The organism is Bosea sp. 124 (assembly GCF_003046175.1).
Taxonomy (GTDB): Bacteria; Pseudomonadota; Alphaproteobacteria; order Rhizobiales; family Beijerinckiaceae; genus Allobosea.
In genome coordinates this window covers 4,007,610-4,031,794 of sequence record NZ_PZZM01000001.1, presented here as the reverse complement: position 1 = coordinate 4,031,794, position 24,185 = coordinate 4,007,610, and the positions used below count along the sequence as shown (strand labels likewise).

At 66.9% G+C, this 24,185-nt stretch carries 16 protein-coding genes; 8 read left to right on the top strand and 8 right to left on the bottom strand.

Annotated elements, in window-relative coordinates:
* Positions 1-1,422 carry an allantoinase PuuE gene (gene puuE / locus C8D03_RS19135; protein WP_108048712.1) on the top strand — a complete coding sequence of 474 codons (1,422 nt, stop codon included), beginning with the start codon at positions 1-3 and terminating at the stop codon, positions 1,420-1,422.
* 96 nt (positions 1,423-1,518) lie between these two features.
* Here puuE and C8D03_RS19130 read toward each other — a convergent pair whose 3' ends face one another.
* The 3 genes from C8D03_RS19130 to C8D03_RS19120 all read right to left on the bottom strand — a co-directional run bounded on the left by C8D03_RS19130 (position 1,519) and on the right by C8D03_RS19120 (position 5,030).
* Positions 1,519-2,280 carry an SDR family NAD(P)-dependent oxidoreductase gene (locus C8D03_RS19130; protein WP_108048710.1) on the bottom strand — a complete coding sequence of 254 codons (762 nt, stop codon included), beginning with the start codon at positions 2,278-2,280 and terminating at the stop codon, positions 1,519-1,521.
* Between the two features lie 63 nt (positions 2,281-2,343).
* Positions 2,344-3,819, bottom strand: a complete 1,476-nt coding sequence (locus C8D03_RS19125) for a UdgX family uracil-DNA binding protein (protein ID WP_248308533.1) — start codon at positions 3,817-3,819, stop codon at positions 2,344-2,346.
* Complete coding sequence (locus C8D03_RS19120) at positions 3,816-5,030, bottom strand: putative DNA modification/repair radical SAM protein (RefSeq protein WP_108048708.1); 1,215 nt, start codon at positions 5,028-5,030, stop codon at positions 3,816-3,818. The genes C8D03_RS19125 and C8D03_RS19120 overlap by 4 nt, the downstream gene beginning before the upstream one ends.
* A 166-nt stretch (positions 5,031-5,196) precedes the next feature.
* On the opposite strand from C8D03_RS19120, the gene C8D03_RS19115 reads away from it, so the two are divergent.
* The 3 genes from C8D03_RS19115 to glgX (C8D03_RS19105) all read left to right on the top strand — a co-directional run bounded on the left by C8D03_RS19115 (position 5,197) and on the right by glgX (C8D03_RS19105) (position 9,966).
* Positions 5,197-5,376 (top strand): hypothetical protein, encoded by a 180-nt coding sequence (locus C8D03_RS19115; protein ID WP_108048706.1) that lies wholly within the window; start codon positions 5,197-5,199, stop codon positions 5,374-5,376.
* A 133-nt stretch (positions 5,377-5,509) separates the two neighbouring features.
* A complete protein-coding gene (locus C8D03_RS19110; RefSeq protein ID WP_108048704.1) occupies positions 5,510-7,993 on the top strand; it encodes a glycogen/starch/alpha-glucan phosphorylase in 2,484 nt (827 codons plus the stop codon).
* 5 nt (positions 7,994-7,998) lie between these two features.
* On the top strand, positions 7,999-9,966 hold the full coding sequence (gene glgX, locus C8D03_RS19105) for a glycogen debranching protein GlgX (RefSeq protein WP_248308532.1): 1,968 nt from the start codon (positions 7,999-8,001) through the stop codon (positions 9,964-9,966).
* 113 nt (positions 9,967-10,079) lie between these two features.
* On the opposite strand, the gene glgX (C8D03_RS19100) is transcribed toward glgX (C8D03_RS19105), so the two are convergent.
* Positions 10,080-12,167, bottom strand: a complete 2,088-nt coding sequence (glgX, locus tag C8D03_RS19100) for a glycogen debranching protein GlgX (RefSeq protein WP_248308531.1) — start codon at positions 12,165-12,167, stop codon at positions 10,080-10,082.
* A gap of 221 nt (positions 12,168-12,388) precedes the next feature.
* On the opposite strand from glgX (C8D03_RS19100), the gene glgA reads away from it, so the two are divergent.
* The gene (glgA, locus tag C8D03_RS19095; RefSeq protein ID WP_108048700.1) at positions 12,389-13,921 is read left to right on the top strand and encodes a glycogen synthase GlgA; all 1,533 of its coding nucleotides are present in this window, start codon (positions 12,389-12,391) and stop codon (positions 13,919-13,921) included.
* A gap of 190 nt (positions 13,922-14,111) precedes the next feature.
* Here glgA and C8D03_RS19090 read toward each other — a convergent pair whose 3' ends face one another.
* The gene (locus C8D03_RS19090; RefSeq protein ID WP_108048698.1) at positions 14,112-14,393 is read right to left on the bottom strand and encodes a DUF2934 domain-containing protein; all 282 of its coding nucleotides are present in this window, start codon (positions 14,391-14,393) and stop codon (positions 14,112-14,114) included.
* Positions 14,394-14,578: 185 nt separating this feature from the next.
* Here C8D03_RS19090 and glgB point away from each other — a divergent pair, with 185 nt between their 5' ends.
* Together glgB and malQ are read left to right on the top strand one after the other, a co-directional pair.
* Entirely contained in the window at positions 14,579-16,789 is a 2,211-nt protein-coding gene (gene glgB, locus C8D03_RS19085) for a 1,4-alpha-glucan branching protein GlgB (protein WP_210203945.1), read from the top strand.
* Positions 16,790-16,900: 111 nt separating this feature from the next.
* Entirely contained in the window at positions 16,901-18,982 is a 2,082-nt protein-coding gene (gene malQ, locus C8D03_RS19080; RefSeq protein ID WP_181301097.1) for a 4-alpha-glucanotransferase, read from the top strand.
* Positions 18,983-19,097: 115 nt separating this feature from the next.
* On the opposite strand, the gene C8D03_RS19075 is transcribed toward malQ, so the two are convergent.
* A complete protein-coding gene (locus C8D03_RS19075) occupies positions 19,098-20,513 on the bottom strand; it encodes an SNF2-related protein (RefSeq protein WP_108048694.1) in 1,416 nt (471 codons plus the stop codon).
* 125 nt (positions 20,514-20,638) lie between these two features.
* Here C8D03_RS19075 and C8D03_RS19070 point away from each other — a divergent pair, with 125 nt between their 5' ends.
* Positions 20,639-22,027 (top strand): M20 family metallopeptidase, encoded by a 1,389-nt coding sequence (locus tag C8D03_RS19070; protein WP_108048691.1) that lies wholly within the window; start codon positions 20,639-20,641, stop codon positions 22,025-22,027.
* A gap of 6 nt (positions 22,028-22,033) precedes the next feature.
* On the opposite strand, the gene C8D03_RS26245 is transcribed toward C8D03_RS19070, so the two are convergent.
* Both C8D03_RS26245 and C8D03_RS19060 read right to left on the bottom strand, forming a co-directional pair.
* A complete protein-coding gene (locus C8D03_RS26245; protein WP_146170229.1) occupies positions 22,034-22,285 on the bottom strand; it encodes a hypothetical protein in 252 nt (83 codons plus the stop codon).
* A gap of 169 nt (positions 22,286-22,454) precedes the next feature.
* Complete coding sequence (locus tag C8D03_RS19060) at positions 22,455-24,113, bottom strand: TRAP transporter large permease (protein ID WP_108051830.1); 1,659 nt, start codon at positions 24,111-24,113, stop codon at positions 22,455-22,457.
* Positions 24,114-24,185: the final 72 nt, after the last annotated feature.

Genomic DNA, 24,185 nt, shown 5'->3' with positions numbered 1-24,185 from the left:
ATGACCGACACCACCTATCCCCGCGATCTCGCCGGCTATGGCCGCAATCCGCCTCATCCGCAATGGCCGGGCAAGGCGCGGATCGCCGTGCAGTTCGTGGTCAACTACGAAGAAGGCGGCGAGAACAACATCCTGCATGGCGACGCCGCCTCCGAGGCCTTCCTGTCGGAGATCGTCGGCGCCGCGCCCTGGCCCGGCCAGCGCCATATGAACATGGAGTCGATCTACGAATATGGCTCGCGTGCCGGCTACTGGCGGCTTTGGCGCATGTTCACCGAGCGCGCCATGCCGGTCACCGTCTTCGCCGTCGCGAGCGCCCTGCAGCGTTATCCCGAGATCGCCGCCTCGATGCAGGCGGCCGGTTGGGAAATCGCCAGCCACGGCCTGAAATGGATCGACTATCGCGATGTGCCCGCCGAACGGGAGGCCGCCGACATCGCCGAGGCCATCCGCATCCAGCGCGAACTCACCGGCGAACGCCCGCTCGGCTTCTACCAGGGCCGCAGCTCCGAGCGCACGACGCCGCTGATGATGGCGGAAGGCAGCTTCCTCTACAGCGCCGACAGCTATGCCGACGACCTGCCCTACTGGCTGTCCGGTCCGAAGGGGCCACAGCTCAGCGTGCCCTATACGCTCGACGCCAATGACATGCGCTTTGCCACGCCCCAGGGCTTCAACAGCGGCGACCAGTTCTTCGCCTATCTGAAGGATACCTTCGACACGCTGTATGCGGAGGGCGAGACCGCCCCGAAAATGATGTCGGTCGGGCTGCATTGCCGGCTCGTCGGCCGGCCCGGACGCGCCGCGGCGCTGGCTCGCTTCCTCGACCATGTTCGAAGCCACGAGCACGTCTGGGTCGCGACCCGGCTCGACATCGCAAGGCACTGGATCCGGCACCATCCTCCGGCCGGCGGTTATCGCCCCTCCGCCGTGCCGAAGGCCCTCTTCGTCGAGGTCTTCGGCCGCATCTGGGAGAACGCGCCCTGGGTTTCCGAGACGACCTGGGAAGGCGGGATCACCACCGCCCATGACGACGCCGCCACGCTGCATGCCGCCATGGTCAAGGTCCTGCGCGCCAACTCGCAGGAGCGGCTGAAACACCTCCTGCTCGGCCATCCCGACCTCGCCGGCAAGCTCGCGGCAGCCGGCGAGATGACGGAGGAATCGATCGGCGAACAAGCTTCCGCCGGGCTCGACCGCCTGACGAGCGACGAACGCACGCGCTTCACCGCGTTGAACGACGCCTACAAGGCCCGCTTCGGCATCCCCTTCATCATGGCGGTGGCCGGCGCGAGCAAGGAGGCGATCCTGACGGCCTTCGAGACGCGCCTGAAGAGCACTCCGGACGCGGAGTTCGAGACGGCGCTCGGGCAGGTCGAGAAGATCTCCCTGCTGCGGCTGAAGGAAATCATGCGCGGTTGATGCAGGGCGGCTGAGGGCGCAGGGCCCCCTCTCCCACACGGGAGAGGGCTTCACGCGGTTCCGGACCTCGACTTGCATGCGCCCTTGACGCCCGCGCTAAAGCCCGCTCACCAGATGCCCGCCATCGACCGCCACGACCGAGCCGGTCATGAAGCGCGAAGCCTCGGCGCAGAGCAGCAGGAACGGCCCGTCGAGATCGGACAGTTCCGCAGCGCGGCGCATCGGGACGCGCCGGATCAGGGCCTGCCCGGCCTCGGTCGCGAAGAAGTCGCGGTTGAGGTCGGTGATGACATAGCCCGGCGCCAGTGCATTGACCCGGACCTTGTGGCGCGCCCATTCCAACGCCAGCGCCTTGGTGAGCTGGATCAGCCCGGCCTTGGCCGCCGCATAGGGCGCGACGGAAGCCGCGACGCGCTCGCCCAGGATCGAGGCGATGTTCACGATTGCCCCGCCCTCCTCCTGCCGCGACATGATCCGCGCTGCCGCCTGCGCCGCGAAGAAGCAGCCCTTCAGGTTGACGTCGAGATGAGCGTCCCACTGCGCTTCGTCGAGATCGAGCGCACGGGCCGGCTCGGCGACACCGGCGTTGTTGACGAGGACGTCGAGCCCACCGAGCGCGGCCGTGGCCTCGTCGAGCCCGGCCGCGATCGCCTCAATGGAGGCGACGTCCAGCACCACCGGCACGACCTTGCCGGGAAGAGCGGCACATGCCCCGGCAAGCGCGACCAGGCGTTCGCGCCGCCGCGCGGTGGCCACAACATGGGCACCCTGCCCCGCCAGCAGCCGCACGAAATGCGCCCCCAGTCCCGATGACGCGCCGGTGACCAGCACGCGCTTGCCCTTCAGATCCTCGAACATGGCGCCCCCGTTTCCTCCCGCCGGAAGGGACACTGCCGCAGGCGAGAGGTCAAATCCGGCGGCTCAGGCGGCAACGATCCCAGGCGCCAATCGACCGACCCGTTCGAGATCGGCGCGGAACCGGGCCGTCTCGCTTTGCCTTGCGACCTCGTCCGGCAGCCGCAGCAGATAGGAGGGATGGACCGTCGCGACCAGCCTGGTGCCATCGTCCAACGTCAGGTCGCGATCGCGCATCGCCGCCAGCGAACCGGAATGGCCGGTCAGCGCATGCAGCGCCGTCGCGCCCAACGCCACGACGAGGCCCGGCTTGACGAAATCGCGCTCCAGCCCGAGCCAGAAGCGGCAGGCCGAGACCTCGCCGGCATTCGGCTTCTGGTGGATGCGCCGCTTGCCCCTGATCGCGAATTTGAAATGCTTCACCGCATTGGTGACATAGGCACGGTGCCGATCGAGCCCAGCCTCGCCCATGATGCTGTCGAACATCCGCCCGGCTGGGCCGACAAAGGGCCTGCCCGCAAGATCTTCCTGATCGCCCGGCTGCTCACCGACGAACATGACCGGCGCCGAAAGCGGCCCTTCGCCGAAAACGGTCTGCGTCGCGTGCTGGCACAGACCGCAACGCGCGCAATCCTTTGCCGCGGTCCGCGCCTGCTCCCAGCTCGCGGGAGGCAGCGGCTCGTCGAGCCCTTCCCTGAGCATGCGCTGCATCTGCCTGCGATGCCGCTCGGGCGGCGCGGTCGGGGCCTTCGTCACCATCTCCTCCGCCCGTCGGCCAGCACCGGCGATCAGGGGAGCGATCAGTTCGGCCTCCGGCAGGTTCCGCCAGTACTTCTCCGGCATCTCGGCCTTCATCGCCTTGATCTTGAGCCGGGCCGGATTGAAGATGTTGGCGTAATAGGTTCGCCAGTAAGCCTCGACCGCATCGTCGTCGGGCGCCTCCGCGCGTGATTCACCGTCGCCCACATGCAGCGTCGCACCGTCCCAATGCAGCGAGCGCAGTGGCGTCAGGATGGACCAGCGCATCGCCGCGAAGCGTTCGACGAAAAAGCGCGAGACACGTTCGACGATGTGATGCTCCGGCTCGAACCAGGCGACGAAGGCCTCGCCGCCATCGGCCCCGACGATCTCGCGAAAGCGGACGAAAGCGGTCATTTTGTGCGTGTCGCGACGCACCGACTTCGCCATCGCATAGGCACGGTGGACGTCGCCATCCGTCACGATCCGCAGCAGCGCCGGCTCCCGCTGAAGCCGGAGCAGCAGCCTGAACAGCAGGTCGAAACGGCCGGCATCGCGATGGCAGATCACGGCCTGTGCCAGCTCCGGAAAATCACGTGGCACGGTGAGGTCCCGGCCCGAGACCCGCTCGATCGTCTCGGCTGCGACGCCCTCGAACAAGCCTGCCGGTTCGTCACCGACCTGCCAGAGGATGTCCGCGGGTGCGATGCTGGCGCGGGCGAGCCGCCGCGCGTGCTGCCGCCAGCCTTCGAAATCCGCCGGATGCGCCAGCCGGGCCAGGACTGTCGAAACAGCGACCGTCACAGCAGCGCCAGTTGCAGGGGCTTCGGCGCCAGATGCTGCCGCAGCCCGTCGCTGTCGAGCGCCGTACCTGGCCGCCAGCCATCGGCCACGATGAAATGGCGCAAGGTGGACATTGATCGCGCCAGCTTGCCGACATCGTCGAGCCGCAGCCACCGGAAGCGCCGCATCTCCAGAATTCGGCCGACGCTTCTGGTGCCGAGCCCCGGCACTCGCAGCAGCGTCTCGCGATCGGCGCAATTCACATCGACGGGAAAGCGGCCGCGATGGCGCAACGCCCAGGCGAGCTTCGGATCGATGGCGAGGTCGAGCATCCCGCCCACCCCGTCATCGAGGATTTCCTCGACGTTGAAGCCATAGAACCGCGTCAGCCAATCGGCCTGATAGAGGCGGTGCTCGCGCATGAGAGGTGCCTCGGCCAGCGGCAATTGCGCCGAGGCATCCGGGATCGGACTGAAGGCCGAATAATAGACCCGCCGCAAACCGAAGGAGCCGTAGAGCTGGGCGCTGCGCTGCAGGATCGCGGCATCACTCGACCCGTCGGCGCCGACAATCATCTGCGTGCTCTGCCCCGCTGGGGAGAAGGCGGGCGCGCGTTTGGTTTTCGCCCGCTCCGCCTTGCTCTCCTCGATCCTGAGCTTCAGCCCGCCCATGGCGGCGCGGATGTCGCGCGGCCGCTTCTCGGGCGCGAAGCGCTCGAGCGAGATCTCGGTCGGCAGCTCGACATTGATCGAGACGCGATCGGCAAACAGCCCGGCCTGCGCCACGAGATCGGGGTTCGCGCTGGGAATGAGCTTGAGATGGATATAACCGCGGAAGCCGTGGACCGTCCGCAGCATCTCCGCGACCCGCACCATCTCCGCCATGGTGTAGTCGGGCGAGCGGATGATGCCGGAGGAAAGGAACAGCCCCTCGATATAATTGCGCTTGTAGAAATTCAGCGTCAGATCGACGACCTCCTCGACCGAGAAGCGCGCCCGCCTGACATTGCTCGAAGAGCGGTTGATGCAGAAGACGCAGTCATAGCTGCAATAGTTGGTCAGCAGGATCTTGAGCAGCGAGATGCAGCGGCCGTCCGGCGCATAGGAATGGCAGATGCCGGACCCCGTCGTCGACCCGATACCGCCTCCGAGCGAATTGCGCTTCGTTGTGCTGCTCGATGCGCAGGATGCGTCGTATTTCGCCGCATCGCTGAGGATTTCCAGCTTCTGCATCACGGTGAGTTGGGGCACGCCAAACCTCTTTGTTCTTTATTTGTTCTTTTATCTGAGCGCTCAGTTCCGCGCCAGAGACCTTTCGTCGCGGGCGTGCGATCCGGTCCTGAGCGGAACATGCCGCCCGGGGCCGGCGTTGCCTGATCAGCAAGACAGGGAGGGATAGATGTTTCGCATCCTGCTGATCATCGCCGTGATCGCGATCGGCTACGACGCCGTGGCCCATCAGGGCTTCTACACACGCAACGCCTGGGCGAGCGTCGTCGGCCTGACCGACTCGGCCGTCACTGGCGCAAAGCAGCTCGGACAGAACGCGCGCGAGGAAACCGGCACCGTCAGGCAATAGCCGTCCTGCGCATCGCGTTGCGGCAGGATGGCGACGCCCGCGCCAAAACCTACCGCATTGCGGCAATTTCGTCTGGACTTGCCGGGACGTTGCCTCGACACTCGTGCCAGCGAAACAGCCGGGATTTCTGCGCTTGACCGAGACAGCCTCCGACGCCGCCCGCCCTGCCGAATCCGACGCGCGGGTCGAGGCCCTCAAGGCCGAGATTCTCAGGAAGCTGACCTATTCGCTCGGCAAGAATGCTTCGGTCGCGCAACCGCATGACTGGCTCACCGCCGGCATCCTGGCGGCACGCGACCATATCGTCGATGTCTGGCAGCGCTCGACTCGCGACAGCTACCAGACCGGGCGAAAGCGGGTCTATTATCTCTCGCTCGAATTCCTGATCGGCCGCTCGCTGGCCGACGCCCTGAGCAATCTCGGGCTCACCGGCCCGATGGCGCAGGCAATGCGCGAACTCGGCGTCGATCTCGCCGAGATCGAGACGATCGAGCCCGATGCCGCGCTCGGCAATGGCGGCCTGGGTCGTCTCGCCGCCTGCTATCTCGAGGCTATGGCCTCGACCGGCGTGCCGGCGCTCGGCTACGGCATCCGCTACGATCATGGCCTGTTCAAGCAGCGCATCGACGGCGGCAAGCAGGTCGAGGTCCCCGAGGACTGGCTCTCCTTCCGCAATCCCTGGGAGTTCGAGCGCCGCGAGGCCTCCTACAAGATTGGCTTCGGCGGGGCCGTGACCGCGACGCAGAAGCCGGGCGAGGTCTTCTGGGAGCCGGAAGAGACGATCTTCGCAGTCGCCTACGACACCCCCATCATCGGCTGGCGCGGCCGCGACGCGACGACGCTGCGGCTCTGGCGCGCGCGCGCCATGCACCCGCTCTCGCTCGACGCCTTCAACCAGGGTGATCTCGTCGGCGCCGTTGCCGAGCGCAATCGCGCCGAGGCGATCTCCAAGGTGCTCTACCCAAACGATTCGACCCCGACAGGTCAGGAACTGCGGCTGCGGCAGGAGTTCTTCTTCACCTCGGCTTCGCTCCAGGATCTCGTGCGTCGGCACTATCGCCAGTTCGGCAAGCTCGACAATCTTCCTGACAAGGTCGCGCTCCAGCTCAACGACACCCATCCGGCGCTGGCCGTCGCCGAGTTGATGCGGCTTCTGATCGACGAGCATGGCCTGGCCTGGGAAGAGGCCTGGACCCTCACCAACGCCACGATCTCCTATACCAATCACACACTCCTGCCGGAGGCGCTCGAAACCTGGCCGGTGGCGCTGATGGAGCGGCTGCTGCCGCGCCACATGCAGATCATCTTCGGCATCAACGCCCGCTTCCTCGAAGAGGTCAGGCGCTCCAGCGGCGGCGAGAGCGTCGATCTCTCGACCATTTCGCTGATCGACGAACACCATGGCCGGCGCGTCCGCATGGCCCATCTCGCCTTCGTCGGCTCGCATACCGTCAACGGCGTCTCGGCCCTGCATTCCAAGCTGATGGAGCAGACTGTCTTCGCGCCGCTCAACGGCGTCTTTCCGGGCCGGATCACCAACGTCACCAACGGCATCACGCCGCGACGCTGGCTCTTCGGCGCCAATCCGGGCCTGACCAAGCTGCTGCAGGAGGTCTGCGGCGACGACCTCACCGACGAGATCGGCCAGATCCGCCGGCTTGCCGCCCATACCGGCGACGGCGCCCTGCATGATCGCCTCGCCGCAATCCGCCGCGAGAACAAGCTGAAGCTGGCGAAGATCATCCGGCAGGACACCGGCATCACGGTCGATCCCGACGCCCTGTTCGACGTCCAGATCAAGCGCATTCACGAATACAAGCGCCAGCTGCTCAACATCCTCGAGACGATCGCGCTTTATGACGCGATCCGCTCCGAGCCCTATCGCGACTGGGCGCCGCGCGTGAAGATCTTCGCCGGAAAGGCCGCCTCGAACTACGGCACCGCCAAGGCGATCATCAACCTGATCAACGACGTCGCCGTGGTCGTGAACAACGACATCACCACGCGCGACCGGCTCAAGGTCGTGTTCCTGCCGAACTACAATGTCAGCGCAGCCGAAATCATCATCCCGGCCGCCGACGTGTCCGAGCAGATCTCGACCGCCGGCATGGAGGCGTCGGGCACCGGAAACATGAAGTTCGCGCTCAACGGCGCCGTCACCATCGGCACGCTCGACGGCGCCAATATCGAGATCGGCGAGCGCGTCGGCGAAGACAACATCGTCATCTTCGGCATGACGGCCGAGGAGGTCGAGGCGGCCAAGCGGAACCCGCGCCCGACCGCCGATGTCATCGCCGGAACGCCTCATCTCGAAGGCGTGCTCGATGCGGTTGCCGGCGGTGCCTATTCGCCGCGCGAACGCGACCGCTATCTCGGCCTGGTCGATGGCCTGCGCGCCAATGACTGGTTCATGGTGCTGAACGATTTCGAGAGCTACCGCCAGGCCCAGCGCCGGATCGACGCGCTCTGGGCGGACCAGCGGACATGGTGGAAGATGTCGGTGACCAACACCGCCCATTGCGGCTGGTTCAGCGCCGACCGCGCCATCCGTGAATATGCCGAGCGCATCTGGCGGATTCCGACCGGCCCAAGCCCATCTGCGCAAGCGAAGGGCTGAGCCCGTTGACCGACGGGCAGCAGCTCGTCCCGTGCCCGCTCCCGGCCCGCATGGGCGCGGTGTCGGCCGGCGACGGCATCAGCTTCGCGGTGTTCTCGCGCCATGGCACGACGGTTCAGCTCTGCCTCTTCGACGAGGCCGGCGAGCATGAGACCGCGCGCCTGCCCCTGCCCTGCCGGACAGGCGACATCCATCACGGCCTGCTGCCCGGCGCGGCGCCGGGCCTGCGCTATGGACTGCGCGTCGAAGGCCCCTGGCAGCCCGAACACGGCCATCGCTTCGACCCGACGAAGCTCCTGATCGACCCCTATGCGACGCTGGTCGACCGCCCGTTCCGCTGGGATGCGCAGATGGCGCGGCGCGGCGCGGAGACAGCCGGGCTGGTGCCGCGCTGCATGGTGAGCGAGGCCCTTCCGCCGCTCGCGGCCGGCCGGGATAACCAGCAGCCCGCCTTCATCTACGAGCTCGCCGTCAAATCCTTCACGATGCGCCATCCAGCCGTGCCGCAACCGCTGCGCGGCACGCTCGCAGCCCTCTGCGAGCCGGCGATCCTCGACCATCTTGTCAGCCTCGGTGTCAGCCATGTCGAGCTGATGCCGGTCGCTGCCTGGATGGATGAGCGCCACCTGCCGCCGCTCGGCCTCGCTAATGCCTGGGGCTACAACCCGGTCAATTTCTTCGCGCTCGACCCACGCCTTGCGCCGGGCGGCGAGGCCGATCTGCGCCGGCTCTGCGCCGCCTATGCCGGAGCCGGCATCGGCATCATCCTCGACATCGTCCTCAACCACACTGCCGAGAGCGACGAATTCGGCGCGACGATCAGCCTGCGCGGGCTCGACAACGCGGTCTATTACCGCCACGCGACCGACGATCCCGGCCGGTTGGTCAACGACACCGGCTGCGGCCATACGCTGGCACTCGACCGGGCGCCCGTCATCCGCATGGCGATGGATGCGCTGCGACACTGGCGCGGCTGCGGCGTCGCCGGCTTCCGCTTCGATCTCGCGACAGTGATGGGCCGCTCCGATACAGGCTTCTCGCAGGACGCCCCGCTTTTCGCCGCGCTCCTGCCGGACCCGGACCTCTCGCAGGCAATCCTCATCGCCGAACCCTGGGACATCGGGCCTGGCGGCTACCGGCTGGGCGAGTTCCCCGCCCCCTTCGCCGAATGGAACGGCCGCTACCGCGACGATGTCCGCCGCTTCTGGCGCGGCGATGCGGGCGCCGCGGGCGCGCTGGCGACGCGGCTGGCGGGCTCCGCCGACCTCTTCGCAGCGCGTCATCGCGGCCCCCAAGAGAGCATCAACTTCATCGCCGCCCATGACGGCTTCACATTGGCTGATCTCGTCGCCTATGCAGGCAAGCACAATGAGGCCAATGGCGAAGGCAACCGCGACGGCGACAACGACAGCCATAGCTGGAACAACGGCGCGGAGGGGCAGAGCGCAGAACCGGCCATCGTCTCGGCACGCAGCCGCGACATCCGCGCCCTGCTGGGAACGCTGTTTCTATCGCGCGGCACGCCGATGCTGCAGGCAGGCGACGAGTTCGGCCGCACGCAAGCTGGCAACAACAACGCCTATTGCCAGGATAACGAGGCGTTCTGGCTCGATTGGCACAGGGCGGACGAGAGCCTGATCGCCTTCGTCGAGAGCCTCGCCCGCCTGCGCTCAAAGTGGCCGCTTCTGTCGGCCGCCCGCTTCCTGACAGGCACGGGCAATCCGCCCGATGCGCGTTGGCTCAAGACTGACGGCACGCCGATCGCAGATCATGAATGGGCAGTGCTCGACGCCATCTGCCTGATGCTGTCGGGCGAGGACGAGACGCTGTTGATCGCAATCAACCGTGGTGCGGAGGCAATGCCCCTCGTTTTGCCCGCCGGAGCTGCATGGACAATTCTGCTGAGCTCGTCTGAGGGGGGTGACGCTTCCAACCTGCCGGCACGAAGCGTTTTTCTCTGGCAGCGCAACTGATCGCTCCCGTCATGTCGGGCTTGTCCCGACCATCCACGTCTTCCAAGGACGAGGGCGGGGCTCAAGTCGTGGATGCTCGCCACAAGGGCGAGCACGACGACACGCCCCATCCCCTACATCAGCACGATCAGCGACCTCGGCGACAGCGTCAGCTCCGCATCCGCCTTCAGCCCCTTGCGCCCTTCATCGGAGCCGGGGCCTGTCTCGGTGTCGAGCACCACGGACCACGAACCGGCCTTCACGCGCGGCGGAATCTTGAAGGGAACATCTCCATCGAAGGCATTGAAAAGAATCAGCGCCTCGTCGCCGCCCTGCTCGACGTCGGGCATGTGCATCAGCAGCCCGATGGCGCGCAGGCCCTCGTCGTCCCAATGCTCCTCCTGCTGGTCGCCGCCAGCCGGATTGACCCAGCGCAACACGCAGCCGTCGCGGAAAGAGACGCGCCGGAAGATCGGATGCTCGGCCCGCAACTGCGTCACGCGCCGGACGAAACCCGTCAGCGCCTTATCGCGCTCGGTCAGCTCATCCCATTTCAGCCAGGCCAGTTCATTGTCCTGGGCATAGACATTGTTGTTGCCGCTATTCGAGTGTCCGCATTCGTCGCCGGCCAGGATCATCGGCGTGCCATGCGACAGGAGCAGCGTCGCGAGCAGGTTGCGCTTCTGGCGCTCGCGGGCGGCGATGATGCCCTCGTCGTCGGTCGGGCCCTCGACGCCGAAGTTGAAGGACAGGTTGTGGCCGTGCCCATCCTTGTTGTCCTCGCCATTCGCCGCGTTGTGCTTCTCGTTGTAGGAAACGAGATCGTTGAGCGTGAAACCGTCATGGGCGGTCAGGAAATTGACGCCCGCCCAGGGCCGGCGCCCGCGCAGATCGTAGACGTCGCCCGAGCCTGTGACGCGCGCGGCGAGATCGCGCACGATGCCCTCCTCGCCCTTCCAATAGGCGCGTACCGTGTCGCGATACTTGTCGTTCCACTCCGCCCAGCCGGGCGGAAAGCCGCCGACCTGATAGCCGCCCGGGCCGATGTCCCAGGGTTCGCCGACGAGCTTGACCTTGCGCAGAACTGGGTCCTGCCCCATCGCGTCGAAGAAGCCGCCGCGCTGGTCGAAGCCATGCGGCTCGCGTCCGAGGATAGTGCCGAGATCGAAGCGGAAACCGTCGACCTCCATCACCTCGACCCAGTAGCGCAGCGAATCCAGCACCATCTGCAATACGCGCGGATGCGAGGTGTTGACCGTATTCCCCGTGCCGGTGTCGTTGATGTAGAAGCGCGGATCGTCCGGCATGGTGCGGTAGTAGGCGAAGTTGTCGATGCCCTTGAAGGAGAGCGTCGGCCCCATCTCGTTGCCTTCGGCGGTGTGGTTGTAGACCACGTCGAGGATGACCTCGAGCCCGGCATCGTGGAACCTGCGCACCATGTCGCGGAAGGACTGCAGCCCAGCCTTGCCCATATAGCGCTGCATCGGCGCAAAGAAGCCGATCGTGTTGTAGCCCCAGTAGTTCGTCAGCCCCTTGGCCGCGAGATGGTGGTCGTCGAGATAGGCATGGACCGGGAGCAGCTCGACCGAGGTGACGCCGAGGCTCCGGATGTAGTCGATGACCGCCGGCTCGCCGAGGCCATCGAAGGTGCCGCGCTTCTGCTCGGGCACGGCCGGGTGCAGCTTGGTGAAACCGCGCACATGGGTCTCGTAGAAGATCGTCCGGTCCCAGGCCACGTTCGGGCGGGCCGGCGCCTTCACATCGGCCTGCCAGTCGCAGACGACGCATTTCGGCATGAAGGGGGCGCTGTCCAGTTCGCTGAAACTCAGGTCCTTCTCGCCCCCCGCAGCCACCTCATAGCCATAATGGGCGTCGTTCCAGTCGACGATTCCTGAATAGTCCCGGGCATAGGGGTCGAGCAGCAGCTTGTTGGGGTTGAAGCGATGCCCCTCCTCCGGCGCGAAACGACCATGGACGCGGTAGCCGTAGCGCTGGCCCGGCCTCACACCGGGCAGATAGCCGTGCCAGATCTCGTCGGTGTATTCCGGTAGCGTGATGCGGGCCGTCTCGATCTCGCCGCTGTCGTCGAACAGGCAGAGTTCCACCCGCTCCGCATGCGCCGAGAAGATTGCGAAATTCGTGCCCTCCCCGTCATGGACAGCCCCAAGCTCCGTGCCTTCGCCGGCCTCGACATCCAGACCCATTCCGTTACCGTCAGCCATGATCACCCTCGCACGGTTCAGGCCTGACGGAATGATGCTGCATCGCACAGCGAACCACCCTGTCAAATGATGCCGCAAGCCTGCCGCAGATCGTGCAACGTGATGCCGATGCCGTGGTTCCTGCCTGCGGCCTCCAAATTGCATGATTATTTTGCAGTGCAATATGGAACATTAACCAGTCGATGATGTTCTGGTAGCGCAGCCGTTCTGGGAGCTCGCCGATGGCCGAGGCGTTGAAGGACTTAGGCACCGAAACCACCCCTTCGACCTCCGGCCACGCATTGACCTACGCCGCCGCCGTCAAGGCAGGCGCACCCGAGGTCGCCTCGCTGCTTCCTGGCAACACCAGGCTGCTCTTCGTCACCTCCGAGATGGGGGATTTCATCAAGGCCGGCGGCCTGGGCGAAGTCTCGACGGCGCTACCCCGCCAGTTGCGGGCGCTCTGCGACGTGCGTGTCCTGCTTCCCGGTTTCCGCCAGGTCCGGGCCGCCAGACCGGCCATGGACATCGTCCGCGAAATGCCGCGCACGGCGAGCCTGCCGCCCTGGTCGCTCGGACGCTTCGCGACCCCCGACGGCCTGACCATCTATGCGGTGCTCTGCGACGAACTCTACGATCGCGAAGGCTCGCCCTATGGCCCCTTCGCCGGGGGCGACTTCGCCGACAACGACATCCGCTTCGCCAGGCTGTCGCTCGCTGCGGCCGAGCTCGCCGCAGGCGAGGCCGATCCCAACTGGAAGCCCGACATCATCCACGTCAACGACTGGCCGTCCGCGCTCGCGCCCGGCTATCTGCGCTGGAAGGGCCTGGCCACACCGTCGATCCTGACGATCCACAACCTCGCCTATCAGGGGCTCTACCAGCCGTCGCGCATGGCGGCGCTGGGCATTCCCGATCTCGCCTTCTCGGTCAACGGTGCCGAGTTCCACGGCAAGATCTCGTTCCTGAAGAGCGGCATCTATTACAGCTCCCATGTCACCACGGTGAGCGAGACCTATGCGCGCGAGATCACGACGGCCGAGCACGGCTGCGGCCTCGACGGCCTCCTCAAGACCCGAATGGACGAGGGCCGCCTGACCGGCATCGTCAACGGCATCGACGATAGCTGGACCTCCCCGGCCGGAGCCGAGGACGCCGGCGCGCAGCGCATCCGCCTGTGGAAGCGCCAGAGCGCCGCCGATATCCGCAAGACCTTCGAGCTGCCGCCCTCGCGCGGGCCACTGTTCTCGATCATTTCGCGGCTCGTCCACCAGAAGGGCATCGACCTCTCGATCGAGGCGGCGGAGACCATCATCGAGAGCGGCGGCCAGCTCGTCGTCACCGGCCGCGGCGAGCCCCGGCTAGAGGACGCGATCGAGCGCCTCGCCCGCCAGCATCCGAAGGCTGTCGCAGCCCGCATCGGCTTCGACGATGCCGAGGCCCGGCGCATCTTTGCGGCGAGCGATTTCCTGCTGATGCCCTCGCGCTTCGAGCCCTGTGGCCTGAGCCAGATGTACGCCCAGCGTTTCGGCGCCCTTCCGATCGCCTACCGCACCGGCGGCCTCGTCGACACGATCGAGGACGGGCGGTCGGGCTTCCTGTTCTCGTCGCTGACGGGGGCGGGGCTGGCTTCGGCCGTGACGCGCGCCCTCGACGCCTTCCGCTCGAAGGCAGCCTTTCGGCAGATGCGCGAGCATGCGATGGCGAAGCGCTTCGACTGGGGCCGCCCGACGCATCGCTATGCCGATGTCTACGCCAAGGCACTGGCTGCTTGAGGCGAACCGCCACCGGCGAGAACCCGATGCGGCCTCAACCGAGCCTCAGCACCGCATCCGTTTCAGGCGCACGTGATGTGCGATCACACATGATCTGCGACCGCGCATGGCCATGACGGTTTGCAGCCCCGCCGCACCGGAAACCGGCCGCGACGGCGCAGCGATAAGGCGGCCGGACAGCCGCTCCCGTTCAGCTCTGCTTGCGGGGAGCGGTCTTCGTCGCAGCCGGCTTGCCGAGCGGCTTGGCGGCCGGCTTGGCGGCCGCCACAGCCTTGGTTCCCGAAGCGACCTTGCCCTTTGCCGGAGGCTTGGCTTCGGCCGCCTTCGTCCCGGCTTTGGCAGGCCCGCCTGCCAGGCTCGCGGCGACCCGCTCCTCGGCCAGGCGCCAATGCTCGGCGTCACGGCCTTTGGGCTTGCCTTCTGCTTCCCAGATGGCATAGGCCACGTCGCGAACGGTCTGCTCCCGGCTCATCGCCATCCTCCACGTCAAGCGCCTGCGCTGCAGTGCGACAACGATGGCGACGATACTTGGTTCCCGGCCGGAATCACCGAAGAATGCGATATCGTCACGGCGGAACGCAGGCCGTCTCCGCTGCGTTGCGTCATCGACGATTCCCTGCCTTTCGTGGAGTCGGTTTCGCGATGGAGCCCAAGCCGATGACGCGCCAGATGCCGCTCAGATTGCCCACCCTTCCGGCGAACGACATTGCCCTGCTCGCGGAGGGCCGCCACCCTGATCCCTTCGCGGTGCTGGGCGCTCATGTCGTCGAGGACATCCATCTCGTTCGCGCCTTTCTGCCCGGCGCCAACTATGTCGAGCTGATCACGGGCCAGGGCGAGGACCGGCGCGCCACACCGATGATCGGCAGGGGCGACGGGCTATTCGAGGCGCCCTGCCCGGCCGCAACGCCCTATCGTATCCGGACAGCCTGGCCGGGAGGAATCACCGAGGCGGCCGACCCCTACAGCTTCGGCCTGCTACTGTCCGATGACGACGTCTATCTCGTGGCCGAGGGTCGTCACTTCGACCTCTCCACGCGGTTGGGCGCGAACCTCCGCAGCATCGACGGCATCGACGGTGTGCTCTTCGCGGTCTGGGCGCCCAACGCCTCGCATGTTGCCGTCGTCGGCGATTTCAACGGCTGGGACAACCGTCGCCACCCGATGCGCCGGCGCCTCGGCGCCGGGATCTGGGAGCTGTTCATTCCGGGCATCCGGGAAGGAGCGGTCTACAAATACGCGCTGGTCGCAGCCTCGGGCGAGCGCCTGCCCTGGAAGGCCGATCCGCTGGCGCGCCGCACCGAGGAACCGCCCCGCACCGGCTCGGTCGTCGCCGGGCCGCCGGATTTCGCCTGGACGGATGCCGCATGGCTGGAGAAGCGCGAACGGGCGAGCCCGATCGCGGAGCCGATCACCACCTATGAGGTCCATGTCGGTTCCTGGCTGCGCACCGAATGGGGCCAGATGGGCTCCTGGGACGAGGCCACGGATCGGCTCATCCCCTATCTCCAGCATATGGGCTTCAGCCATGTCGAGCTGATGCCGATCACCGAGCACCCCTTCGGTGGCTCCTGGGGCTACCAGCCACTGGCGATGTTCGCGCCGACCGCGCGGCTCGGCCCCCCCGAGGCCTTCGCCCGTTTTGTCGACCGCTGCCACGCAGCCGGCATCGGCGTGATCCTCGACTGGGTCCCGGCGCATTTTCCTTCCGACGCGCACGGCCTCGCCCGCTTCGACGGAACCGCGCTATACGAGCATGAGGACCCGCGCCAGGGCTTCCACGTCGACTGGAACACGCTGATCTACAATGTCGGGCGCCGCGAGGTGCGCGGCTTCCTGATCGCCTCCGCCCTGTTCTGGATCGAGACCTTCCATCTCGACGGTCTGCGCGTCGATGCGGTCGCCTCGATGCTGTATCGCGACTACAGCCGCAAGCCCGGCGAATGGGTTCCCAACCATCTCGGCGGGCGCGAGAATTTCGAGGCCGTCAGCTTCTTCCAGGAGCTCAACACGCTGATCGGCGAGCGTGGCCGCGGCACCGTCACCATCGCCGAGGAATCGACCGCATGGCCGGGCGTGACCACGCCGGTCCACCATGGCGGCCTCGGCTTCCATTTCAAATGGAACATGGGGTGGATGCACGACACCCTGCGCTACTTCACCTATGACCCGATCCATCGCGGCTATCACGGCGACGATGTCACCTTCGGCCTGATCTACGCCTTCTCGGAGAACTTCGTGCTGCCGATCTCGCATGACGAGGTCGTCCATGGAAAAGGCTCTCTGCTCTCGCGCATGCCGGGCGACGACTGGCAGCGCTTCGCTAATCTGCGGCTCTATCTCGCTCTGATGTGGGCTCATCCCGGCAAGAAGCTGCTCTTCATGGGCTGCGAATTCGGCGCCGAGGAGGAATGGAGCGTCGACGCGCCCTTCCCTTGGCCGCACCCTTACGACGAGCGCCGCCAGGGCGTCTCCCGCCTGGTGCGCGACCTGAACGCGCTTTATCGCACGACGCCGGCGTTGCACCGGCTCGACCATGCGCCCGAGGGCTTCGGCTGGGTCGTGGCCGACGACAATGCCAACTCGGTCTTCGCCTTCAGCCGCTCGAGCGCGCCGGGCACAGCCGAGATCATGGTCGTCGCCAACATGACCCCCGTGCCGCGCCATGACTACTGCATCGGCGTCGCCCGTCCCGGTCTCTGGCGCGAGCGCCTGAACAGCGACGCCGGCATCTATGGCGGCGCCGGGCTGGGCAATGGCGGGCAGGCCAGGACGCAAACGATCGCCGCACATGGTCAAGCGCAGAGCCTGTCGCTGACGCTTCCGCCGCTCGGCCTGCTGGTGCTTGAGCATGATCCTGCCGGTTGAGTCTTCCTGCCGCACATCTCGTCACCCGCCGTCATTCCGGGCTAAGCGCAGCGCAGACCCGGAATGACGGCAGCGATTCGACGCCATGACGATGACACTGCGGAGCCCCTCATGAGCGACGACATCCTGCGCCAGCTCGCGGTCAAGGCGGGCGTCGCGTCGCACTGGACCGACCAGACCGGCGCGGAGCGTGCGGTCTCGCCCGACAGTCTGCGCGCCATCCTGCTCGCGCTCGGGCTGCCCGCCGACAGCGACGCCGGGCTGCGCAACTCGCTGTCGCTGATGGAAAGCGGCGTCAACGCCGCCGCGACCTCGCGCTTCACAACGGCGCGCGTCGGCCAGAAGGTCGGCCTGCCGCTGGCGGCGCCGGGCGGAACGGCAGTGGAAGTCACGCTCGAAGGCGGCGCACACCGCATCGTCACCTCCGAGGAGGGCTATGACGGCGCCCTCACTTTGCCGGCCTTCGACGAGCCGGGCTATCACACGGTCCGCACCTCCGACGGCGACTTCACGGTCGCGACGGCGCCCGTGCGCTGCATCACCTTTGCCGATCTCAATGGCGGCGCGACCGGCTATGGCCTCGCCGCCCAGATCTATTCGCTGCGCACCGGAGACGATGGCGGCATCGGCAATTTCGCCGGCGTCGCCGAACTCGGCCGCAAGGCCGCCGCGCGCGGCGCCGATGCGCTCGCGATCAGCCCGGTTCACGCACTTTACGGCGCCGCTCCGGATCATTTCAGCCCGTATTCGCCCTCGACACGGCTGTTCTACAATCCGCTCCATGCCGACCCGACGGCTGTCCTGCCCAACGACCTGCTGCAGGATGTGATCGCGCGGGCGGGCCTCGGCGACGAGATGGCGCGGCTCTCCTCGCTTCGCCAGGTCGACTGGCTCGCGGCAACGCCCCTGCGCCAATCCCTGCTGCGCGGCCTGTTCGACGCCCTGCGCGAGCCAGGCTTTGCGGCCGAGCCGGTCCGCGCCGATTTCGAGCGCGCGCTGGCGGAGGCCTCCCCGCTGCTGAAATCCCACGCCATCTTCGAGGTGCTGCACGCGGCGCAGTTGCGGCGGAACCCGGGCGCCTGGCACTGGCGCGATTGGGATGCCACCTATCGCGCGCCCGACAGCCCGGAGGTCGCAGCCTTCGCGGCCGAGCATGACGACGAGGTCGCCCACCAGATCTTCCTGCAATGGCTCACCGGCCGCTCCTATGGCGAGGCCCAGCGCGCCTGCCGCGAGGCCGGCATGAAGGTCGGCCTCATCGCCGATCTCGCCATCGGCATGGACGGTTCGGGCAGCCACGCCTGGAGCCGCCAGCATGAGGTTCTCGGCGGGCTCAGCATCGGCGCCCCGCCAGATTATTATGCGGCGGAGGGCCAGAGCTGGGGCCTCACCACCTTCTCCCCGCGCGGGCTCGCCGCCTCGGGATTTGCGCCCTTCATCGAGACCCTGCGCGCCAGCCTGCGATATGTCGGCGGCATCCGCATCGACCATGTCATGGGCATGAGTCGACTCTGGCTGGTACCGGAAGGCGCGAGCGCGCTCGACGGCGCCTATGTCACCTTTCCATCCGAAACCCTGTTCAGGCTTGTCGCGCTCGAATCCTGGCGCCACAAGGCGATCGTCATCGGCGAGGATCTCGGCACCCTGCCGGACGGGTTCCGCGACTATCTGCGCGAGCAGGGCGTGGCCGGCCTGCGCGTGCTGCGCTTCGAGAAGAGCGAGCACGGCTACGTTCCGCCCGAGCATTGGGATGCCGGCGCCGCGGCGCTGACGACGACGCATGACCTCGTCCCCACCGCCGGCTGGTGGGCCGGCGCCGACCTCGACCCGGCCGACCTCGATCCCGTCGATGACGGCATCGATCATCAGGGCATCCGCGCCTGGGATCGTGGGATCCTCTGGGGCGCCTTCCAGCAGGCAGACCTCGTTCAGGGCGAGCGTCCGGTTCCGCAGGATACCGCCCCCGTGGTCGATGCCGCCATCCGCTATATCGCCAAAACCCCCTGCACCTTGAAGCTGCTGCCGATCGAGGATGCGCTCGGCATCGAGACCCAGCCCAATGTGCCGGGAACCACGACGGAAAAGCCGAACTGGCGCCACCGGCTCGCCGGCGACGCGGCGGCATTGCTGGATGATCCGGTGGTGCAGCGAAGGCTCGCTCACCTCGGGACGCCGCGGGAGGATGAGGCATAGACGTGGCTGATGCCGAGTTCACCGCGACAGCCCGCGAGATCGCGCCCGGCCGAAAACGGAAACGCCCTGGGGGCCGGAAAGGCTGAACCGGGGATCGCCGCGCTCGGTCCCGGTCTCAGGCCGCCCGCGCCTCGACGATCCCGGCGATCGCCTCCAGCATGCGGGTGTCGTCGCCGGCGAGGCCTTCCATCGCCGCCATGCGCTGGATCACCGTGCCCGCGACCGCCTCCTCGACCGTGTCTTCGGCATAGGCGTAGAAGATCGTCGCATGCTGGCCGTCGCGGTGGCAGCGCCCCTCGATCTGCTGAAGCTGGATCGCGCTGTGGCGCATGTCGTGGATCACGAGCGAGCGCTCGCGCTCGCCGCCCGGCATCTCGCCGCGATGCAGCGAGATCGATTCGGTCACCGTGAAGATCACGGCGTCGAGCTGGCCGGTCTGGAAGGACAGCCGCGTTTCCTCATTGACCGCGCCCGAGCGCTCGCCATTGATTTCCCCGACCCGCCAGCCGCGCCCGCGCAGCGCGTCAGCCAGCATGGCGCTGGTCTCGAGGAAGGCGACGGACACCGCGACCTGCTCGTCATTGCCCAGCAGGTCGTCGCAGAAATCGACCGTGCCGGGAATCCGCAGCAAGCTCGCCTTCTGGCGGAAGCGCAGATCCGCCGCCCAGCCTTGCGGCTTGCGCGTCGAGCCGCCGGCAAGGCCGAGTTCCTTGCGGAACTCCCGCCAGGTCGCGTCGTAGAGCTTGCGGGCAGCCGCATCGAGGGCGACGGGCGCCAGCTCGCGCTGGACTTCGGGCCAGCCCGCGATTTCCTCCGGCCGCCGGCGCAGGCCGATCGCGTTTGCGCCGCGATAGAGCAGATCGGCCATCGCCTTGCGGTCCGCCTCGTTCGGCTCCCAGCTCCAATTCTTCCAGCGCCCCTTGGCCCGACCGATCTTCAGCCGCTTCATCAGCAGGCGAAACCCGTCGAGATCGGCGCTCGGCATGCCGGCGGCCCGCGCCAGCAGCGGCCCGAGATAGGACAGTTCATGGGGCGACTGGCCGGCCGTCGCGCTCAGATAGATCGTGAAATTCGCAGCCGCCGCCATCTGCCGGCAGACCAGGCCCTGCTGCGAGTTCGGATTGCGGATGCGGTGCGCCTCGTCGATCACCACCAGCGGCCAGACGCGCTTCGGCACGCCATGCTTGGCCAGCTCGTTGTTCTTGGCCCGGACCGAGCGCTTCTTCGAATCGACTGGGGGCGCCAGCAGCGACTTGGTCTTCTCGAAGTTCATCAGCGTGACGCGCTTTGCGGCCAGGCCCGACAGCGCCATCGTGCGTCGCCATTGCGGAATCGCGCCCTTGGGGCAGATCACCAGGATGTCCTGCTCCGGCATCGCCGACAGCGCGAGCCAGGACGAGAGCGTCTTGCCGAGACCGGTCAGGTCACCGAGCAGGAAGCCGGGAACGCCGGCCGCACGCGCCGCCAGAATGGCATCTCGCGCGGCGCGCTGATGCGCATGCGGCACCATATTTCCGGCCTCGCTCGTCATCGAGCGCGCATCCCCTGCGCGCGATATCCCGTGGCCGATCCCTGCATCCGCATGCCAGTATCAAGGCAGGGCGGGATCGGCAACGATCGCGGCCGTTCCGATCGGCAGACAGATAGCGAGCTTTCATGACCCGCGCCCAGGCCATCGCGCATGCGCAAGATTATTTCGATACGGGCGCCTTCAAGCGCGACCTCGCGCGGCTCATCGCGATGCCGACCGAAAGCCAGAATCCCGACCGTGCCCCGGTGCTGGCCGACTATCTCGAGACCGAGATGCGACCGCTCTTCGAGAGGCTGGGCTTCGAATGCCGCATCCTGAAACACCCGAAGGCGAAAGGGCCGTTCCTCTTCGCCCAGCGCATCGAGGACGAAAGCCTGCCGACGATCTTCGGCTACGGCCATGGCGACGTCATTCGCGGCCTCGACACGCAATGGAGCGAGGGCCTCTCGCCCTGGACACTGACGGAGCGGGGCGACCGCTGGTATGGCCGCGGCGTGGTCGACAACAAGGGCCAGCACGTTATCAACATCAATGCCTTGCGCGCCGTTCTTGAATCACGCGGAAAGCTCGGCTTCAACGCCAAATACCTCATCGAGATGGGCGAGGAATCAGGCTCGCCGGGCCTGCGCGAACTTTGCGTCGACGAAGCCGAGCTATTCCGTTCGGACGTGCTGATCGCCTCCGACGGACCGCGCCTCAATGCCGAGAGACCGACCGTCTTCCTCGGCGCGCGCGGCGTCATCACCTTCGATCTCTCGATCGTTGCGCGCGAGGGCGGCCACCACTCCGGCAACTGGGGTGGCATCCTCTCCGACCCCGCGATCCAGCTTGCCCATGCCATCGCCTCGATTACCTCCCCCACCGGCCAGATCCGCATCCATGAATGGGTGCCGAAGGAATTGCCCCGCGCCGTGCGCGAGGCCGTCGCCGACTGCATCATCGATGGCGGCCCCGATGGTCCGCAGATCGATCCGGGCTGGGGCGAGCCGGGGCTATCGCCAGCCGAGCAGGTCTTCGGCTGGTGCTCCTTCGACGTGCTGGCAATGAAGTCGGGCGTCCCCGAGACCCCGGTCAACGCCGTGCCGCCAAGTGCCTGGGCGCGCGTGGCGCTGCGTTTCGTCGTCGGCATCGATCCCAGGGACGTCGTCCCGGCCCTCCGCCGTCATCTCGACCGCAACGGCTTCCCGATGGTCGAGATCATCATGCCCGGTGCGGAGCGCTTCGGCGCCACGCGGCTGGACCCCGAAGATCCCTGGGTCACCTTCACGATCAATTCGATCGCGAGCAGCACCAACAAGAAGCCCGCCTTGCTGCCCAATCTCGGCGGCTCGCTGCCGAACGACATCTTCGCCGAGATTCTCGGGCTGCGCACGATCTGGGTGCCGCATTCCTATCCGGGCTGCTCCCAGCATGCACCGGACGAACATCTGCCGGTGGCCATCGCCCGTGAGGCGCTGGGGCTGATGGCAGGGCTGTACTGGGACATCGGCTCGGGCAACGCCCCGCCGGTCTGAGGGCAGCTACTCCATCGGCTGACGCGGACCCCGGTCCGGCGGCAGGTCGAAAGGCGTCGCAAGCGGACCTTCCGGCGGGGCATCGGGCGGCAGTTCCGGCGGCGGCTCGGTCGGAATGCCCTGCGGCTCCTCGTCGGGCGGTGATTCGACCGGCGGCGCCGGCGGCACTTCGGTCGGCATCAAGGGTGGCGCTTCCGGCGGCGGTGTTGGCATGGCTGGTGTGCCGCCGGGGTCGGCGGCGTCGATGGTCGCTGTCATCAGGCAAGTCCTCTTTCGAGAACCAACGCATCAGGGCGCTCAAAGGTTCGCCGCGCGTGTCCTCCCAAAAGCCGGACACCTCAAAAACAACGACGCCGGCCTGAGGCCGGCGTCGCATGCGTTCGAGCCCTGCTTGAAGGTCGAGAACCTTGCTTGAAGGTCGCGAGGCTTATTTGAAGGTTGGCGGAGCGTTGAGATCGAGCCCGGGCAATCCGCCCGCGCCCCCCATGCCCGGGATCTGGATCGAGTCGAACTGCTTGTCGATCGACTTCTGGTCGAGCTGAACGGCCGATGCCTTGTAGTGCATCACCATCTGCGGGAAGGTCACCACCAGCGCCACCATGATGCACTGGATCACCACGAAGGGCACCGCCCCCCAGTAGATCTGCGCGGTGGTGACTGGCTCCATCATCGTCCCTGTCACCTTGTCGCGATAGCGGTCCTTCGGCGCGACCGAGCGCAAGAAGAACAGCGCGAAGCCGAAAGGCGGATGCATGAAGCTGGTCTGCATGTTCACGCCGAGGATGACGCCGAACCAGATCAGGTCGATGCCGAGCTTGTCGGCGGCCGGCCCGAGCAGCGGCACGATGATGAAGGCCAGCTCGAAGAAGTCGAGGAAGAAGGCGAGCAGGAACACCATGATGTTGACGACGATCAGGAAGCCCGTCGCGCCGCCCGGCAGCCCGACCAGCAGATGCTCAACCCAGACATGGCCGTTGACGCCGTAGAAGGTCAGCGAGAACACGCGCGCACCGACCAGGATGAACAGCACGAAGGCCGAGAGCTTGGCGGTCGATTCCGTCGCCTGCTTGAGCAGGTCGAAGGTCATGCGCTTCTTGCCATAGGCCAGCAGGATCGCGCCTGCAGCCCCCATCGCGCCGCCCTCCGTCGGCGTCGCGACGCCGATGAAGATCGTGCCGAGCACCAGGAAAATCAGCGCCAGCGGCGGCACCATGACGAAGACGACCTGCTCGGCCATGCGCGACAGCAGCTTGAGGCCAAGCACCTTGTTGAGGATGGCGATCACGAAGGAGACGCCGACCGCGATCGACATCGTCAGGATGACGAAATCCGCCCCCGCCTTCACATTCGTGAACAGCTTCATGCAGGCATAGGCGACCGCGAAGGCGATGATCGTGATGACCAGCAGCGAGCGCCGCCGCGTCTGGCCGTCGGCATCGCGCAGGGTCTGCGCCTCCGGCGGCAAGCCCGGCGCGCGCTTCGGATAGATCATCGTGACGAGGAAGACGTAGCCGGCATACATCGCCGAGAGAACGAGGCCGGGAATGAAGGCGCCTTCATACATGTCGCCGACGGAGCGTCCGAGCTGGTCGGCCAGCACGATCAGGACCAGTGATGGCGGGATGATCTGCGCCAGCGTTCCCGATGCGGCGATGACGCCCGACGCCAAACGCCGGTCGTAACCGTAGCGCAGCATGATCGGCAGCGAGATCAGGCCCATCGAGATCACGGAGGCCGCGACGACGCCCGTCGTGGCGGCAAGCAATGCGCCGACGAAGATGACCGCATAGGCGAGACCGCCGCGCACCGGCCCGAAGAGCTGTCCGATCGTATCCAGCAGGTCTTCCGCCATGCCCGAGCGCTCGAGGATGAGGCCCATGAAGGTGAAGAACGGGATCGCCAGCAGCACGTCGTTGTTCATCGTGCCGTAGATGCGTTCGGGCAGCGCCTGCAGGAAATTCTCCTGGAACAGCCCGAGCTCGATGCCGACGATGGCGAAGAGCAGGCCGTTGGCGGCCAGCGCGAAGGCGACCGGATAGCCCAGCAGCAGGAAGACGACGAGCGCGGCGAACATCACCGGCGCCATGTTGACGCGCAGGAAATCGCCGAGGCCGGCGGCATGGGCATCGCCGGTATGGAGGCCGAAGAAGGCGACGAG